An 18316-nucleotide genomic window follows, 5' to 3' on the forward strand; every position below is an offset into this window, starting at 1 on the left:
GTGTGGATTTTGCGTTGGTGGGTTTTGCATACGGTGTGGGTTTGCTAAAATAGCGGCGATTTAGTTTTGCACTGTTAAATTTTACAGTCATTTTTTTAAAATCACTTTCTTAAAATCACTTTAGCGAAGCGAATCAAATAATTTTGTGACAATAAACCACCGCTACAAAGGAATCCAACACCATGCCATTTAATCGTTTACAGCCGATTTTGATAGCAAGCTTGCTGCCGCTGCTGGTTTTTACTTGGTTTAGCCGTGACTACATTGGGCAGATTGATTTTTGGTTGTTGTGGCTGGTGGCGATGACCTTGGTCGGGTTGCCATTGGTGTTTGCAGAAATTGGTTTGGCGCATCGTAGTGGTACGTCGCCGCTGGTCGGTTTGCCCATGCTGACCCGTGAAGCTGACGTGTCAACGGTTTGGCGCGGGTTTGGTTGGTTGACTATTGTGCTGTTGCTGGCGGTTGTGGGGCATTTACTGGCGAGTAGTGGCGAGATTATCCATCCGCTGGTGAGCAATATTGCTCTGCCTGCCTTGTTAGCCATCATGGTGCTGATAGTGATTGGTTTGAGTTTTATCAAGCATTTGGCAGGTTGGTTGGCGGTCGGTTTTGCCGTTGCCGCGTTGGTTGTCAATGTCATGCAGGGTGGGTTTGTGGCGTGGCAGGTGACAGCGACGTCCTTGACGGAGTGGGCAGGGGCGGTAGTGTTAGCGCTAGTCTGTGTGGGCGCAGGTACGGGATTATACTGGCATGCGCGCACCCACCAAATGCTCACGATGAGCAATACGGCGACAGATCAAGCACGCGAATCCGCGAGTCGTTATGTGTTACCTGTGTGGAGTTTTCAGTTATTAGTGGGTGCGCTGATTGCCATGACTTTATCGCCAAACAGCACGATGGCGGCAGTGCTGAATGCATTGGCAATGCTGGCAGGGGCGGCTTATTTACTGCATATCTTGACCCATCAAGTGTCACTACGCTTGCAACAACAGCAATTTAATTTTTTGGCATTGGTGGTATTGGCAGTGCTTAGTCTTGCGCTAGCCATGCTACCAACTGCTTGGCTCAATCAGCTGATTATTGTAATAAGTTTAGTCACGGCGGTATGGCTAGCCGTATTTGCAGGGTGGCAAATGAAAATCAGCCATTTGCGCAAATCATTGAATTTTAGCTCGGAAGGCTTATATAACCTTTGGCGCATTGCGGTGCGTATTATTGTGCCATTGGCGGTGATTTTGGCGATGGTGGGGTGGGTGCTAGGATTGGCAAAATGATTACTGTTGATATAGCCTTTGCGCCTGATAGCCAAACACAGTTGCGGTTAACCCTGCAACTTGCTGATGATAGCCGCGTGATTGATGCAGTCAATGCAACAGGCTGGCAACAGCAGTATCCGCAGATTTTTAGCTATAGTGTCGGTGTGTTTTCCCATAAACTAGACTGGCAAAGTGCTATCAACACAGGTGATAGAATCGAAATCTATCGCCCTTTGACCATCGACCCGCAAAACAAACGCAAATTACTGTCCAAAAAATCCAACCGATGAGGGCGTGACCCAGTATTCTTGTGTATCTCACAAAAAAAAGCCAATCACAGCATCACGGCAATGATTGGCTTTTTTAATCAGAAAAACTTACTGAGTCACCGCTGGGCGTTCAATGCTGGTGACAATACCATTTTGGTCAAAATAAATTTTGGCGTATTGTTGGGCGTTGTGAATCGCGGGCTTGTTGGCGCGTTTGGCGTTAGTACCTGGGGTAAAATCATACAGGTAATCCCAACGTACCGGATTTAGAGTGTCTCTAAAGGTTGGGCTACCTAGTATATACAGCACTTGATTGGCATTCATACCCACTTGCACTTGGCTTAATTTGTCTTCATGAATCGGCTTGCCTTGTGGGATATCGATTTTGTACACGCTAAACCATGAGCAACCTGGTAATACGCTGACGCTGCTAATTACGGCAACCAAAGGCAGGACTGCCAGTTTTTTTGATAGTGTTGTGATAGATGTCATTTGTCAAACCGCTTTGAGATGGTGAACGATAAAATTTACGACTTATCATACGTGATTTGGGTTTTTTTGCCTACCTATTGACCCCAAAATTTAAATTATTTTACATACAGTTAATGTTTGGGTGTAAAACGCCGCGGTGGTTTGGTATTTGGCGTTCTGGTGGTTGGCGTACTTTGTCTTTAGCCTGCATTCGCCCTTTATTTGTCAACGGGCGCTTTTGCCAGTGATGTCACGTTTTTTTACTGTGGGATTTTATCGAATTTGTTATTATAGTTATAATTTTTAGTTTATAAGCGACACCTGATAGGTGCGAGGATTTTTATGTCGTCTTTTACCAACCAAGATTTGCGTCGTGCCGGTTTGAAAGTCACGTTACCGCGTTTGAAAATTTTAGAATTGCTAGAAAAAGCCGAATCCCATCATATGAGCGCAGAAGATGTGTATAAAGCCTTGATGGAGCACGGCGAAGACGTGGGGCTTGCGACTGTTTACCGTGTGCTAACCCAGTTTGAACAAGCGGGAATTGTCGAGCGTCACAATTTTGAAAACAACTTGTCAGTGTTTGAAATCGCCAAAGATGAGCACCATGACCACTTGGTATGTGACCAATGCGGCAAAATCATTGAATTTCACAATGAAGAAATCGAAGCGTTGCAAGAAAAAGTCGCCAAAGACTTTGGCTTTACCCTAGCAGGGCACTCGCTGGTGCTGTATGGAATTTGTGATAATAAAGACTGCCAAAATTCAGTAAAACGCTAATGCCTTGGTAGGCTAATGCCTGAGTCATTTAAAAAACTCACGTGCAAAGATTAGTCACAAAACTCAATTATAAACTTCAGTTAAAAAAAGCGGCTAGATAAATTTTATTTAGCCGCTTTTTTCGTGCGTTGTCTATTATTTATTGAACGCTATGATGCGGTTTTAGTTCTGATAGTTTAAAGCCAGCGACTAATAGCGCTGCGCCATACACCACAGCGCCCACCACACACAGCGCCAATAATGCAACAATACGAATACCTTGATGCGCAGTAACCGGGAAAAAATGAATACCAGCGGCAAGTGCCAACCCCATTGCCCCATTTGCGATGGCAAAGATAACCGCTAATCGTCGCCAAGCCGCACCAAATCGATAAATACCTTGGGTATGTAAATAAAAATATAACAGCGCCGCATTGATAAAAGACGCCAGTGTATTGGCAAGTCCTAGCCCAGCGTGGGGTGCGACTTGCCACTTTTTAAATAACTCAGCCAGTATTAGGCTTAGCACGACATTGGCAATCACGCTAATCACACCGATTTTGACAGGGGTGCGACTGTCATGACGGGCAAAAAAAGCTGGGGCAAATATTTTAATCAGCATAAATGCCAAAATCCCACCCGATAAGCACTGTAGCGCAAGCCCACTCATCAGGGCATCTTGCCGTACAAATTCGCCATGTTCAAACAGGGATATCATAAGCACATTACTAATCATGCCAAGCGCGATGGATGCAGGTACGCCGACCAACACCGTCAGCCGCGTCGCCCAATCAAGCGTATGTCCAAATTGTTGATGGTCGTCGCTTGCGATACTTTTGGATAGACTGGGCAAAATCACCGTGCCAATCGCCACCCCAATCAGCCCTAGCGGCAGCTCACTCATCCGCTCTGCGGTATACAGCCAAGAGACCGAGCCATCGACCATGGTTGAAGCCAGTACCGTGTTGACCAGCATATTGATTTGGGTGACCGATACCCCAAAAAGCGCAGGCAGCATGAGTTTTAAAATCCGTCGCACGCCAGGATGACGAAAGCTAACCTTGGGCATCACGAGCAGCTGATGGCTGTGCAATTGCGGTAATTGAATCAATAGCTGCAGCAAACCTGCCACTGCAACTGCATAACCGACCGCCAAAATTGGCTTGGCAAGCAGCGGCGCTACCCAAATCGCACCCACAATCATACACACATTTAAAATCACCGGTGCAAAGGCAGGCAAGGCAAACCGCCCTACGCTTTGTAAAATACTACTAGCAAACGCAGTCATGGCGATAAATAACAAATAAGGAAAAGTGATACGAAGCAGCTCAACTGCCGTTAAAAATTTGTTAGGCTCATGCAGATAACCGACCGCAAACACAGCAATCACGGCGGGCGCGAAGATGACTATCGCGGCGGTAAGACCTGATAAAATCAACAATAACGTACCTGCCACCCGACTGATAAGAATTTGAATGCCAAGCAAGGCTTTTTTGCTATCGGTCATGTCGTTATTTTGGGCTTGGTGCTGATAATCGGATAGTACAGGGACAAAAGCTTGGGCAAAAGCGCCTTCAGCGAACAGCCGCCGCAAAAAATTGGGCAATTTGAAGGCTACCAAAAACGCATCCATCATGCCACCTGTGCCAAATACGCTCATCAATACCATGTCGCGAATCATGCCCAAGATACGTGAAAATAAGGTAAAAAAACTAACAATAGCGGTGGATTTGATAAGTTTTGACATGAAAGAATCGCTGCAAGTTCTGCCGAGAAGTGGGTGTGCTAATTGGATTTTATAGCTTGATTTGGGCACTATTATCTTGCAAAATCGTTATTTTGCAAAATTGTCATCTTACAAAATCGTTATCCTAAAAAATTGCCATACAATAAATTTTTGAAAATCATCTAATGGCTGATGTCATTTTTATTGACCATGTTTCTATTGACCATGCTTCTTAATTTCACCCAATCAAAATAGAGCCCCGGGTCGGATTTGCGGCCGCGCGCGATATCGCTGTGACCGGCTAGATGATTGATGGTTTTGGGATAAGCTTGATAAATCGCGGCAATCACGCCACTTAACGCTTGGTATTGCTTGTCATCAAACTCGCTATAATCATCACCTTCTAGCTCAATCCCAATCGAATAGTCATTGCAGTTTGGCACGCCCAAATAACTAGATTTGCCAGCATGCCAAGCACGCGCATCAAAGCTCACAAACTGCGTGACCCTACCATCGCGCTCAATAAACAAATGCGCGGAGACCTGCTGCTGATAGATGGTTGCAAAATACGGATGGGCTTTGGGGTCTAACTGATTTTGAAAAAATGCACGAACAAAATGCTCGCCTTGGTCATCTTTTAGACCAAATTCACTGGGCGGCAAGCTGATGTTATGAATCACAATCAGGTGAATATCGTTAGGGTCGGGTCGCTCACCAAAATTGGGTGACGCCACAAACTCGCATGGGCTTAATAAACCCTGCTCAATGCTAAATCCCGACATAACCATACCCTGCCCAATCATCAAAATGGTGTTTAAAATAGTTGGTAAAACGCTACTCAATGCTGTGGCTAATTTAGCATAAAATGGGCTTATCATCACCTTAACCGAAAGACACAGTTAAAAAAAAGCAATTTTCCAAAAAAATGGTATGCTATCGCTAAGCTGACAACAAGGGTAGGGCATCTGATGGATACGATTATAGCGGCATTGATACTGGCAGTGGTGGGGGCGCTTTATAAAATTTTTGCCCAACAAAAAGCAATCACCCGGCTTGAATCCAAGCTCGACAACCTGCAAAAACAACTCGCTGACGTCATGGCAACCGTGTATATCTTAAGCAGCGAGGCAAAGCCATCGTCTACCCAGCAATCGGCAAGCGATATTCGCCAAAATCAGCCTGTCACTGAACCTGTTACTGACCCCATCACGCAGCCCATCAGTCAAGCCCCTGTCTCAGCGCCCCTCCTAGTGCCCCTCCCAGACTTAGACTCTTTGCCAATGGCGAATACGCTTGACGCTTCGGTTAATTCAACCTCTCCAACGGCAACACAGCCGCCAGTGAGTGACGCAGCCCCACCGCATAAACCCACTTTGTCACAGCCATCATCTCCTTCTTTAAGAGATGATGAAAGCGCTACCAATATTGTGACATCGCTTTGGGCAAGTGCCACCCAATGGTTTTTTGGGGAAAACTTGGTGGTGCGTGTGGGTGCACTGGTGTTGCTAGTGGGCGTGGTGTTATTACTCAAACTTGCCAGCCAATATATTGAGGTATCGATGCCCGTGCGCATGGCGCTGGTAGCGTTGGGCGGCTTGGTGATAACGGCAATCGGCTATCGCACCACTGCCAAAAAACGCAGTTATGGGTTGACTTTGCAAGGTGTCGGCTTTGCGGTGATTTATTTGACGGTGTTTGCGAGTTTTAAATTGTATGGACTACTACCATCAACCTTAACCTTCGGCGTGCTTGCGTTACTAGCAGGGTTAACAGTGATGTTTTCGGTGTGGCAAAATGCGCTACTGCTTGCGGTCTTGGCATTCGGTGGGGCGTTTTTTGCGCCGATACTGGTCAGCCGACCTGACGGTAGTGTGGTGATGCTATTTAGTTATTATTTACTACTCAATATAGCGGTTGCGGTGATTGCCCATTATCGCACTTGGAAATTGCTCAATGCACTAAGCCTAGCGGTGACTTTTGGGCTTGCGTATGTGTGGGGATTTCGTGCATTTAGTGGCAATAGTGCAGGTGCAGGCTGGCTGTCATTACGCTGGCAACTGTTAGGGTTATTGGTTGGGCACATGGCACTGTATCTGTTTATTGCGGTTAGATATTCTCAGCAGGTCGTAAGTTATAACCAAATGCTGCTACAAATGAACACGAGGGTAGCCAGACGCCCGATTATATCAATAGATTCAGGCTTGTTGTTTGGCACCGCATTACTGGGGTTTGGGCTGATGGCAAGCTTGCTCAATGATTTGCCTTATCATCTGGCCTTTGCTAGCAGTGCGTTATCAGCTATTTATTTGAGTCTAGGGTTGTGGCTGCTCAAACATCATCGCCGTAGCATCGCAGGTGACCCACAAGCCAACAACCAATTTGATAACAGCTTTGAGCTGCTCATTGAAGCCAGCCTTGCGCTCGGCTGTGGGTTTTTGGCTTTGGTGATACCACTGGCGCTATCAGCCAAATGGATTAGTATCGGTTGGGCAGTGCAGGGTGCTGCATTGGTGTGGCTCGGTGCGCGTACCCAAAGACGCTGGACGGTATATTTTGGGTTGGCATTGCAAGGCTTTAGTATCCTGTTATTGGTGGGCTTTGATACCCTCATGCGGCATTGGTATGGGCTACTGGATCAATTATCTATTCCGCACCAAACGTCTATAGTGACGGCTTCATCCACTTTGCCACTGACCGTATTGACAGCGTGTATGCTGCTGTCTGCTTTTATTTTGCGTCACGGTAGAGCCAATATCGCGGCAGCCACATCCCAAGCTAAAGGTCAGCCTCAAACTCAACTTCAACCTGCGGCAGTCAAAACGACGCATAAACGGGTTCAACAAATCGCTGATAATGCCAGTCACAGCTTTGTTGCCACCGCGCTTGTGGTTGTCGGGTTTGTGCTGTATCTGTCGGCGATTTTATCCGCTGACCCCTTTTGGAACAACGGTGGCAAAACCACCACTATCAAACTTGCCGTGGGTATGGCGGTATTTTTAATTGTGGGACAACTGATACATCAGCGTTTTGTTTGGCGCAGTATGCGTAAGGTGAGTCGCTTTATTTTACCGTTTGCGATGATGAGCTGGGTGCTAGTCTGTCTCACCCATGTTAAGGTCGAGACGGTTGTAGACCTAAACGATTATCACATCAAAGCATTTAGCGGGTTGGGGCGTTATTTGCTCGCCATGCTTGGCTGTTTAGCCATCGCAAAATTGCTAGGCGCGTGGCTGCTTAGTCGCTGGCACCGCGACCGACTGGATACAAGCGTTGACGCGCTCGTTTGGTTTTTGACACTGATTGCCATGCTAACTTGGATGCTGCAACAAGTGCCATTTAACTATTGGCAGCATGCCCAAGAGCTTCGAGCCATTATCACTATTTTACCGACCGTGTTGGCTGTGCTTGGTTTGATGAGTTTGTTGTTGTTGCCAAGATTGCAGGCGCTTGGTGGTCGTTTGCTTGGTTGGTTAGAGGTTGATACGCTGCTTAAAAATAGCGCTTATATTTTGGTGCCGATAACCTTTATTTGGAGTTTATCTGCCAATTTCTCGTTAGACGGTCAGCTATTGGGCGTTTATCTGCCGCTGCTCAATCCGCTGGATTTGACCTTAATCAGCATTTTACTGTACCAATCTTATGTGGCACTCAAAGTTGATAGCAACTATCGTACTATCGTTTCGGTGGCTTGCGGTCTAGGGGCATTTGTGACAGTCAGCAGTATGTTGGTGCGTGGGTTTGCCAGCGTTTGGGGCACGCCGACGTGGGAACATGGTGCTTGGTCAGTCAGTATGGTACAGACGGGGCTGACTATCTTATGGACCGTCATTGCGATGGTATTGATGTTCTTGGCAAACAAAAAAGCCATTCGCTTGGTATGGTTTGCCGGTATCGCATTATTGACCATTGTGGTTGCCAAGTTGGTATTGATTGATATGTCGAATACCAGTGCGGTATTACGTGTGGTGTCTTTTATCGGGGCAGGCTTATTGATGCTCGTCATTGGTTATCTTGCACCCTTACCGCCTAAGTCAAGTAAACCTAAGGCAGGTAAACTCAAGTCAGATAAACTTAAGTAAGACAAACCCAATGCAGCCAAAAAAAGCTAAGTAGACCCCTGCTAAAGCTCGTGAGTAACGTGGGTTATTTTTCGTATTTACGGCAGGCGGGCTTAGCTAAATGCACAAAGACTTGCTGGCTAATTGTCTTTAAATTGTAACATCTGGCTAGAATTTATCCAAAATATCGGTTCTCTTGTTAGTGGTTTGTAGCACGGTATAGAAGTTTTGAATGGGTATTGTTAATATCTTTATAGGGCAAAGCTTTATATCAACCAAATTATAAATCTAATTACTATCAATGAGTTAGAATGCTATTTACCATTTTTCTAACATAACAAATTAAGGTTGATACTGCCTGCTGATGCTAACCATGCGATGCTAAGGTTTTCAAATTATTTAAATTAACTATGACTGACGGCTTTATGTCGATAACCCAAACACACGCTACGCTGTTTTTTTGGTTAAGTCTAATTAGGCTGGGTTTTTGTTAATGTCCATCGCAATGGGTTAGCTTGTAAAGTCATATTAATTATATAGGAGCTATGAATTATATAGTAACTATAAATTAAAAATGAAGTAAAAATGAAAAAAAATAAGCACTGTCACGTGAGATTAGCCAAACACCGCGCCTGTATCTTGTCGGCAACTTTAGTTTCGCCGTTATTGTTAGTAGCTATCATTTACACGCAGGCAGATGCCCAAAACCCTACGCAAACGGCATCCGTCACTGTCGCCTCGCAAAAAACCACCACCACGGTAGCGCCTGCCATCGTTGACAATTCAGAGCAAGAGCATGACACTGACAGTCTCAGCTATGGCTTTGAGGCATTGCAAAATAGCTTTGCAATCGACATTGATTTACCGGGAGAAAATCAAGAGGACAACCCCAACAGCGCCCAACTGGTAAAATTTTCGTCGTTAACGCCCAGTTTGTTAGCTTTAATCATGCAGCAAAATGGGGCAACTATTAGCGATAAACAAAATTACCGCTTGATTGATGCCAAAGGTCATATTATGCCGATGGCGATTCGCCCTGTCAGTAAACAATCATCTGTCAATCAAGTATTGCAAATAGTTAGCGTGGAGACAGATAACCCCAATGCGGTGGAAAAATTACGCCATGCGTTGACCGTACAGCTTGATAACCCAGACAATCAACAATCGATTAACATTGACCTTAGCAATTTACCTTCAAACCAAGTCGCCGCTGTTACCAATAGCCCAGTCAGAACTTGGTGGTTAACCAATCCCAACTTTGCCAAAAATCAATCTACTTTATCAACCGCGCAAGCAGTCAATCTTTGGCTAAAATTTTTACCCGTGAATTCAGCCCAGCCCAGCAAGCGCCCACTACAACTGCAAATTTATGGCAGTGATGACTTGCAAAGCTGGCAGATGGTCAGCCAAACGGTGGTCAGCCCTTTTGACTCTAGCCAACGTGGTCAACCTAGCCAGGCTACTCAACATAGCCAAATGGTAGCGCCGCAAGCTGACGGTACCAATCAGCCGATAGCGACAGGCAATGCTATTGCCATCGAGCCGCAGCAAACCAATTATCGGTATTGGCAAGTGGTGGCAAATCAGCCTATCAATCTTGAGGCAGCAAGCTTAAATCGCATGGTGAGTGAGGCAAGTTTCTTCTTGACCCGCGCCAATTTTTCAAAAACCAAAGATGACGCCAACCAATGGCGGCTTAGCCTTGCTCAACCCATGTTGACCACAGGGGTGAGTTTTTTTGTCCCCGAAAATCAGCTGTGGCAAGTGAGCATCAACGTACCTGAGCAAGAAGCCAATCAATTGGCTAAAATCAACAAAACCGTCAATGTAAGTAATGATAAAACTTTAGCCAATTCACAAATTGATAAAAACCATACCACGGTCAGTTGGCAACCCACATTGACCAAGTCGCTGCAATTGGGTGGTCAAATGCAGCAAGACGATTTACCGGTCAATCTGTTAACGCCCATGTATGAGATGTACTTTTTAGCACAAGGCACAGCGCCTTATAGACTGGTGATTAACGAGCCAGGCGTATTACAACAATCCAATATCACGCTATCCAACCAACAACTCGCCAGCCTTGGCAATACCGTTGAAGGACAAATGCAAAATATCGAGGCATTGAACAATCCCAACGCGTCGTTTGAACGCTACAAAACATGGGCACTGTGGGGTGTACTCGCTGCAATTGTAGCCGCTTTGGCGTTGATTGCCCTGCGTTTATATCAACAAACTACTACCCAAGCCCCCAAAGAATAAGCGATAATACAATCAAACATACTTCATCGAAAATACCCCATCAAAAATAAGGGATTATTTGCATGCCTGCTGCTAGCCAAACCATTAGTGACACCTCGACCACCGCGCCGCACATTAGCTCACTACTACGTATTGAAATCGCCAAACAAGTCGCACTTGCGCTGCAAGAAGACATCGCGACTGGGGATATTAATGCCCAGTTAATACCTGACACACAGCGCGATACGGCAACGATTATTTGTCGTGAACCGATGGTAGTCGCGGGCAAGGCATGGGTGGATGAAGTATTTCGCCAGCTTGACCCCAATATGCAGCTTGATTGGGCAGTCAAAGATGGTGACGCTGTGGCAGCCAATCAAGTTTTGGTGACGCTCATCGGTAACACCCGGGCGCTACTGACGGGTGAGCGTACCGCGCTCAATTTTTTACAAACTTTATCATCTACTGCCACTGTGGTTGCCAACCATGTGGCGGTCATCGCAGAACTACCGACCAAATTGTTAGACACCCGTAAAACCCTCCCAATGCTACGCCATGCGCAAAAATACGCCATGCTGTGTGGCGGCGGCAATAATCACCGTATCGGGCTATACGATGCCTTTTTAATAAAAGAAAACCACATCATGGCGTGTGGCGGTATCGCCCAAGCAGTCAGTCAGGCGCGTCAGATTGCCAATAAGCCAGTGGAAGTTGAAGTGGAAAATTTTGATGAGTTGCATCAAGCCATCGCTGCCAATGCTGATATCGTGATGCTCGATAATTTTACCATTGAAGATACCCAAAAAGCGGTCGAGCTGGTTGCTAGTCTTGGCAAGCCTTGCCAGCTTGAAGCTTCAGGTGATATTAGCCTTACCAATCTACGCCAAGTGGCAGAAACAGGGGTGGATTTTATCTCAATGGGTGCGTTGACGAAGCATATCAAAGCCATTGATTTATCGATGCGTTTTCAACAATAAATCGGTTAAAAATACATCGATTAAAAATAGTCGGCTTTTTTAATGCCATTCTCGATAGGTCATAGCATGATGCAAACCATTTTAATGATTGGACTGGGCAAAATTGGTTTACCAGTTGCTAAGCAATTAGCGCTGCAGGGGCATTGCGTGATTGGTGTTAGCCGCTCCACGCCGACAGATTTGGTTTTCTGCAGCCCCAGAACACCCAAGCTACCGCCCGATAATGACCATCTATATCAGGAAAATCTACATTTTGTTGCCAGTGATGCGCGCACGTTAGACGTTGCGCAGCTAAGTCAATGGACCAGCCAAATTAGCCAAATCTGTATCATTGTCAGTCCAGATACCCTGTCGCTACAAGGCTACCGTGACAGTTATTATGCGATTGCCGAGCATGTGGTGCGATTGGGTGACCATCTGCCAAACCTCAAACGTGTGGTATTTATTTCTTCGACAGGCGTTTACGGACAAAACGCGGGCGAAGTTATTGATATCGATACCCCTGTGTTCGCGCCAGCGAGCGCCACTTCTCAAGTGATTTTGCAAACTGAGCAGTTGTTGCAGCAGCACTTTGAAGATAAGAGCGTCATCATTCGCCCAAGTGGGATTTATGGGCAGTCACGGCTACGTCTACTGACCATGGCAAGACAGTTAGCAGCGCAGTCGACAAATATGGCGAGTGATTATCCGAGTAACACATGGACTAATCGTATTATGGATACAGATTTAGTCAGCATCATTGTCACTGTCATCAATGCAGGTGAAACCGTGCCAGTTTACTTGGCGACAGATAACGCGCCAGTCCCGCTCTATACTGTGCTAAACTATTTGGCGACTGCACAGGGCTTGAACTTATCGCTGCCCTGTATGGAGCCAACAACGGGCAAACGCATTATCACTAACTTGCCAGCTACTTGGTTCAACTACCCAGATTGGCAGTCAGGTTATCAGCATATTTTGTCGAGTTTAGGCGATTAGTGATGGGTGGTGGGTTTCAACAAAAATTTTTAATCATTTATCTATCAGTGATTTTATAGCCGTGTATGCCATGACGTATTCCAACACCGAGCGCCAAGCCGCAAAAAGCCAAGTGGTTAAAGACAGAGACCAGCTACGCCATCCCAATGTGATGACTGAGGCAGAAAGATTGGCTTTGCCCGATCCTTGTCGCCCGATTGATAAGCGCGTCGTACCCGCGCGTCATACCATTGACGTCTATATGCAAAAACCGCTTTCATTGCCAGTGGCGGATACTAACAACAACCTCACCGCTAGTGTAAAAGACGTTGCCAAACCATACCCAATGAGGGATAACACAACAAAAATCGCTAAAAAAAATCCGCAAAGTCATCAATCTGACATGCTAGAGCAGTTACTATCTGAGCAAAGCATTGAGATGCGGCACTTTATCAAGCAGCAACAACAGCAGGCCAATAGCAGCCAAAGCAAACACCCGTCGTTGCATTTACCGCTGTCGTTGTTGCCGCAGCTCGTCAATGACAGCAGTATTTCACTGATGAAAGAGGTGATGGGTCAATACCCGCATTTAGCGATTATGAATACGCTTACCACATCCTTGTCACAGCAGACATTGCAAAATTCCTGCGCACATCAAGCCAACGATGCCCCCAGCACACAGTCTGACGCCACCTATAACCAAGCGCTACTCAATATCGAAACCAAACTGTATCTGATGGGACAAATGTACCATATTATGCTTTGTGTGTTTTTGCTATGCCAATGCAAATCACGCAAATCACTCAACCCACAAATCACCTTGCAAGACTTGGCTGATGCTATCAATCAATACATCGAGGCGCATCGCACCCAGTTGCATTTTTTGACCCGGCATAACGATTTATATATCGAGCCGACGCATGTTGCACTCGCTGCGCTTGCCATGGATTGGCAAGTGGGTAAGCAAACAGCCATCAGCAAACGTACTGTCACCATTAGCTCGCAAAACCCCATAACAGGCGGCTAACGGTATTTTTTAACTTGTTCTTTTTTGGAGTCGCGTATGTCGCAATTATCTCAAACCCAAGCATCTCAAACCCAATCATCTCAAACCCCATCCTCTCAAACCCAAGCCGCTCACGCACCGCAGTTTATTCCTCAGCATTTTATTGAAGTGGCACTCAAAAACAACGTATTAAAATTTGGCGAATTTACCCTAAAATCAGGTCGTATAAGTCCGTATTTTTTTAATGCAGGTTTGTTATCAACAGGTGAGCTATTGTCGGTGTTAGCAAATGGGTATGCTGATGCCCTTGCCAAGCAGCTACAATCTAGCGACAGTAAGGATTTGGTAATTTTTGGGGCAGCATACAAGGGTATTCCGTTTGTGGCGGCGACCGCGCAAGCACTGTGGAACAATCACCAAATCAATGCCGATTGGGGCTACAACCGTAAAGAAGCCAAAGACCACGGGGAAGGCGGTATGCTGGTTGGCGCCGATCTCAAAGGCAAATCAGTTTGGGTGATTGATGATGTGATGACCGCAGGTACGGCGATGCGCGAAGTCGTTGCACTCCTAGAAAAATCAGAGGCCAAAGTCGCAGGGATTATCGTTGCGCTGGATCGTAAAGAAAAAGGTCAAAGCGAACAATCTGCCATTCAAGAATTGGCGCAAAGCCTCAATGTACCGGTACTTGCCTTGGTCACGATGGATGACATTACTGAGTATGTCGCCAAAAATGGCACGCAGGAGGAACTTGCCAAAATGCAAGCTTACCGCGAGCAATACGGCGTTCAATAAGCGGCTGCTATCACCCAACCCCGCTAACGATAGATTGTTTTTAATTAACCATTGAAGAGGACGGCTATGTTGACAAAAGCCTTGCCCACCACACTAATAACGGCACACCTTTTACGTGTTGGCACTGCACTTACCTTATCGGCAATATTATTTGCGCTTGCAGGTTGTAGTAGTATCAATGAAATGATGGCGGAGGGTAGCAAACCGCCTGCGATTGTCAATGTGGCAACTGACCAACAGCCGTTTTATGATGCGTTAAATAGCCTTATCTTGCCGCCAAAATCACCGCAAGCTGCGCCACAAGGCATTGCCGATGGTCCTTATAATGGCGTGATGCCAGAAGGGGAGCAATTTACCACCTTTGTGAAAAATGGTTATTTTGATGAATTTTTGGTGGTCTACTACCCAAACTTTGTGACCCAGCTTCGCACCGATTTGGTTAACGGTTTATATGATGGTTGGGTGACGTATCGATTGTCCGATAGCCGTATCAAACAAAAAGTGTTGTTCCGTCAGGGTGGGGTACAAGAAGCGATTGTTTACAACCAAGCGGGAAATCCTGAATACCATTTTTGGTTTACCAATGAACAACCGACCAGCGGTATGCGCTACGATAGTAATGGCAATGCGGTCGAATCGATGTTTTAATAGCAAAATGAACAATTGATAAAAATTGAACAAGCATACTAACAAGGATACTAAATGAAACCATTGAATTTTCTGATCGTCATGGACGATATCCACACCATCAACTACAAAAAAGATACCACGCTTGCGATGCTGTGGGCGATTGCAGATCGTGGTCACACGGCGTATTATTGCCAAATTCACGATTTGTGGCTGAATAATGGCGCACTGCAAATTGATAGCCAATCGCTCAAAACGTTTAAAGACCCTGCACATTTTTATGAGCTGGGTGAAAAAACCACGCAGCCTGCTACGGCGTTTGACGTCATCTTGATGCGTAAAGACCCGCCGTTTGACATGCAGTTTTTGTATAGCCTGTACTTGCTAGAATACGCTCAGCGAGCAGGTGTATTGGTGGTCAACAACCCAGAAAGCGTACGTGACTGTAACGAAAAACTGTTTGCGACGCAATTTCCTGAGCTGATGACACCGACGATTGTGACCAACAAACAAACCCATATCCGTGATTTTATCAAAACCCACCAAGATGTCATCGTCAAACCACTTGATGGTATGGGGGGAATGGGTATTTTTCGTCTGACTGCCGATAGCCCTAATATCGGCTCAACCCTTGAGATGCTAACCCAGCTTGAAAGCTTGCCTGTGATGGCGCAAAAATACTTGCCCGAAATCAAGGACGGCGATAAACGCATTTTAATTGTCGGTGGTAAGCCCGTGGATTATTGCTTGGCGCGTATCCCAAGCCAAGGCGAAACGCGCGGTAATCTAGCCGCAGGTGGTCGTGGGGTCGCCATGCCACTGTCAGCGCAAGAGCGCCAAGTTGCTGAGCAAGTGGCGCCTGTGCTACTACAAAAAGGCTTGTACTTTGTCGGACTTGATGTGATTGGTGGCAAAGTGACAGAGATTAACGTGACTAGTCCCACCTGCGTGCGTGAGATTGACGACCAATGCGGCACGCATATCGCAGAGGATTTTATTGCGTTTATTGAATCGCATATTGAAACGCAAATTCGCTAGCTGTCATTGCCAAGCGATAATATAAAAAACCCAGTCATTGACTGGGTTTTTTATATTATCGCTTGGCAGGGTATTAAGCTTTAAACGCCAAATAACCCACCGCAGCACTGTAGCCATCTTTGAAGTTTTGGTTAATGAGCGGGCGAACTGCTGTCTCAACGGCGGGGACAAATGTCATATCACCTGGGTGTTGGAAGTTTGACATGATATAGGTATAGCCATTGACTTCATCGACCGCGTGTAGACCCGTTGACTCAGCGCCCGCTGGTGTTGACAGGATGCGCGCTAATTTTTTGGTATCAACATTGTATGCCCAAAGATAGTTGTTAACATGGTAGCCAGAGTCTTCACCGATAAATAAGGTACGCATTTTTTCAGAGAATTTTAGGTTGTCCGGGCAAGAGATTTTGTCAATGTGTGACGTGTTGCCGAGCGCATCTTTGGTAATGTCTTCCCCTGCTAAGCCTTCAGGTACATACATACGGGTAGAGACCCATTCAGAGTTAATCGCTTTACCATTGTTATCAACCTGACCGCCTTTAAGCTCATGGGCATACACGGCGCCTGATTTTAACTGAGCCACTTTGACATCGTACTCGTCCGTGGTCATGGATTTTTCAATGCGCGACATGGCAGAGTAAGCGATTTTATCTTTGATATTGACCGTGGTGCCTTCCATTTTGGTAAACGCCATTGACGCACCTTGCAGCGCTGCATAGCGGTGGGTCTCTAAAAATGCCGCCGCTTGGGCGAGTTTGTCTGCCGGTAATTTGCTATTTGGTGCAAGTTTTACCCAGTTACTTGCCCCGTCATAGCCGATTTTTTTGTAAGAGGCATCATTGGGATCAGTGTATTTGACATCCATGATATCGGTTGGTACTACCGTATTGGCTAAGGCTTCGATTTCAGCGCTGGTCGCATGTCCTAGATGAATCCATTTGATGCTAAAATCACTGGCAGCCGCAGGGCCACCTTTGGCTGACGTTTGGCTGATTTTGGCAACATAGAGGTTACCTGCAGATAGGTCAGCTGCTTTATCGGCAACAAACATAAATAAACCACTGTTAGTGAAGTCATCGCCCATCAACGCAGTACGTTGGTCAGGCATCACTTGAATCAGTTCGTGAGAGATACGACCTAGATTGAAATGTTTTTTCGCGATACCAGACCCATCCGCATTGACTACGATTTCTGGTAAATGACCATAATGGTATGGGTTTGCTTTGGTTTCATCACCGTATAAGTTTTTACTAAATGCTTTAAATTGGGCGCTATTTTTAGCCATGAAAGCGTCTGGTTCATACTCTTCTGATGACAAATGCGTATTCCACGGTGAGAGAGATGCACCACAAGTAATCCATAACCCATACACTTTTGACATATCCACATTGTGGTATTTGACGACTTTGAGTTCGCCTGTTTGTGGGTTTTGGTCAAGTGTCACTACCGCAATGGGTGAAGGTAGTGTACCGTAAGTATTGCTGCCGGCTTGGTCTTTACTGGTATATTCAAATTGCACCACCGCAAATACGGTATTACCTGTTACACCCGCAACACGTGCGCCTTTAACTGTCAATAATGAAGAGCCATCTGGGCAATCAGAGAAAAACTGGCGCGTAGAGGCTAGCACTGAGCTATCCATGATAGGCTTGTTATAGATATCAAAATAGCCGCCTGCAATGATGTCGTTACCCTTTAAGTCTTTTAATTTATCGCCTGTTTTAAAAAACGGTTGATACTGTAGCTTATATTCAGTCGTGGTATTGTCATCAAAGGTTGCTTTTAGCTTTGAATCGACATACACCGTTGCCATATTGGCGGGATTTGATAAATTTGGTGCAGCCATACCAACAAACTCAGTGGATTTGATGGTTTTTCGTGTATTATTGAGTATGCCTGCTGTGCTATTACTATCACTATCACTATCACAACCTGTTAATAAGGTGGCAACAGAGCCTGTGGCAAGTGGCAACGCAGGCACCCCTGCCAAAAAACGAATGACATTACGGCGGCTAATGGTTTGGTTTAATTGGTTAACTTCAGTCATGAGTGAATTCCTTGCTGATAGCAGTTAGCAGTTGGCTACGAAATAAATTTTTTTGAAATAATGCAGAAACAATTATGCTGAGTATGGTA

At 45.8% G+C, this 18316-nt stretch carries 15 protein-coding genes; 11 read left to right on the forward strand and 4 right to left on the reverse strand.

Annotation, left to right across the window (positions count from 1 at the left end; genetic code table 11):
* The first annotated feature begins 182 nt into the window (after nucleotides 1-182).
* Together RTS09_RS08140 and RTS09_RS08145 are read left to right on the forward strand one after the other, a co-directional pair.
* Entirely contained in the window at nucleotides 183-1274 is a 1092-nt protein-coding gene (locus RTS09_RS08140) for a hypothetical protein (RefSeq protein ID WP_312535960.1), read from the forward strand.
* Nucleotides 1271-1546 (forward strand): RnfH family protein, encoded by a 276-nt coding sequence (locus tag RTS09_RS08145; protein ID WP_065262955.1) that lies wholly within the window; start codon nucleotides 1271-1273, stop codon nucleotides 1544-1546. Before RTS09_RS08140 ends, RTS09_RS08145 begins: the two co-directional genes overlap by 4 nt.
* Before the next feature lie 87 nt (nucleotides 1547-1633).
* On the opposite strand, the gene RTS09_RS08150 is transcribed toward RTS09_RS08145, so the two are convergent.
* A complete protein-coding gene (locus tag RTS09_RS08150; protein ID WP_007115778.1) occupies nucleotides 1634-2017 on the reverse strand; it encodes an outer membrane protein assembly factor BamE in 384 nt (127 codons plus the stop codon).
* Nucleotides 2018-2338: 321 nt separating this feature from the next.
* On the opposite strand from RTS09_RS08150, the gene fur reads away from it, so the two are divergent.
* Complete coding sequence (gene fur, locus RTS09_RS08155) at nucleotides 2339-2776, forward strand: ferric iron uptake transcriptional regulator (RefSeq protein ID WP_076775118.1); 438 nt, start codon at nucleotides 2339-2341, stop codon at nucleotides 2774-2776.
* 139 nt (nucleotides 2777-2915) lie between these two features.
* On the opposite strand, the gene murJ is transcribed toward fur, so the two are convergent.
* Together murJ and ampD are read right to left on the reverse strand one after the other, a co-directional pair.
* Complete coding sequence (gene murJ, locus RTS09_RS08160; protein ID WP_312535963.1) at nucleotides 2916-4502, reverse strand: murein biosynthesis integral membrane protein MurJ; 1587 nt, start codon at nucleotides 4500-4502, stop codon at nucleotides 2916-2918.
* A gap of 161 nt (nucleotides 4503-4663) precedes the next feature.
* Nucleotides 4664-5269, reverse strand: a complete 606-nt coding sequence (ampD, locus tag RTS09_RS08165) for a 1,6-anhydro-N-acetylmuramyl-L-alanine amidase AmpD (RefSeq protein ID WP_409418384.1) — start codon at nucleotides 5267-5269, stop codon at nucleotides 4664-4666.
* A gap of 180 nt (nucleotides 5270-5449) precedes the next feature.
* Here ampD and RTS09_RS08170 point away from each other — a divergent pair, with 180 nt between their 5' ends.
* The 8 genes from RTS09_RS08170 to gshB all read left to right on the forward strand — a co-directional run bounded on the left by RTS09_RS08170 (nucleotide 5450) and on the right by gshB (nucleotide 16180).
* Nucleotides 5450-8560 (forward strand): DUF2339 domain-containing protein, encoded by a 3111-nt coding sequence (locus tag RTS09_RS08170; RefSeq protein WP_312535969.1) that lies wholly within the window; start codon nucleotides 5450-5452, stop codon nucleotides 8558-8560.
* Nucleotides 8561-9124: 564 nt separating this feature from the next.
* Nucleotides 9125-10801 carry a DUF3999 family protein gene (locus tag RTS09_RS08175; RefSeq protein ID WP_312535972.1) on the forward strand — a complete coding sequence of 559 codons (1677 nt, stop codon included), beginning with the start codon at nucleotides 9125-9127 and terminating at the stop codon, nucleotides 10799-10801.
* A gap of 62 nt (nucleotides 10802-10863) precedes the next feature.
* Nucleotides 10864-11757 carry a carboxylating nicotinate-nucleotide diphosphorylase gene (gene nadC / locus RTS09_RS08180; RefSeq protein WP_239741468.1) on the forward strand — a complete coding sequence of 298 codons (894 nt, stop codon included), beginning with the start codon at nucleotides 10864-10866 and terminating at the stop codon, nucleotides 11755-11757.
* A 66-nt stretch (nucleotides 11758-11823) separates the two neighbouring features.
* Nucleotides 11824-12735, forward strand: coding sequence for an NAD-dependent epimerase/dehydratase family protein (locus RTS09_RS08185; RefSeq protein ID WP_312535976.1), 912 nt, complete (start codon nucleotides 11824-11826; stop codon nucleotides 12733-12735).
* A gap of 70 nt (nucleotides 12736-12805) precedes the next feature.
* Nucleotides 12806-13741, forward strand: a complete 936-nt coding sequence (locus RTS09_RS08190; protein WP_312535979.1) for a hypothetical protein — start codon at nucleotides 12806-12808, stop codon at nucleotides 13739-13741.
* Nucleotides 13742-13777: 36 nt separating this feature from the next.
* Nucleotides 13778-14515 carry an orotate phosphoribosyltransferase gene (pyrE, locus tag RTS09_RS08195; protein ID WP_312535981.1) on the forward strand — a complete coding sequence of 246 codons (738 nt, stop codon included), beginning with the start codon at nucleotides 13778-13780 and terminating at the stop codon, nucleotides 14513-14515.
* Between the two features lie 66 nt (nucleotides 14516-14581).
* A complete protein-coding gene (locus tag RTS09_RS08200; protein WP_312535984.1) occupies nucleotides 14582-15163 on the forward strand; it encodes a hypothetical protein in 582 nt (193 codons plus the stop codon).
* 54 nt (nucleotides 15164-15217) lie between these two features.
* Complete coding sequence (gene gshB, locus RTS09_RS08205; RefSeq protein WP_312535987.1) at nucleotides 15218-16180, forward strand: glutathione synthase; 963 nt, start codon at nucleotides 15218-15220, stop codon at nucleotides 16178-16180.
* Nucleotides 16181-16253: 73 nt separating this feature from the next.
* Here the strand turns inward: gshB and RTS09_RS08210 are convergent, their stop codons facing one another.
* Nucleotides 16254-18227: a PhoX family protein gene (locus RTS09_RS08210; protein ID WP_312535990.1), complete on the reverse strand. Its 1974-nt coding sequence runs from the start codon at nucleotides 18225-18227 to the stop codon at nucleotides 16254-16256.
* Between the last annotated feature and the right edge of the window lie 89 nt (nucleotides 18228-18316).

Origin of the sequence: Moraxella sp. CTOTU47618 (assembly GCF_032017425.1) — a bacterium.
Taxonomy (GTDB): Bacteria; Pseudomonadota; Gammaproteobacteria; order Pseudomonadales; family Moraxellaceae; genus Faucicola; species Faucicola tetraodonis.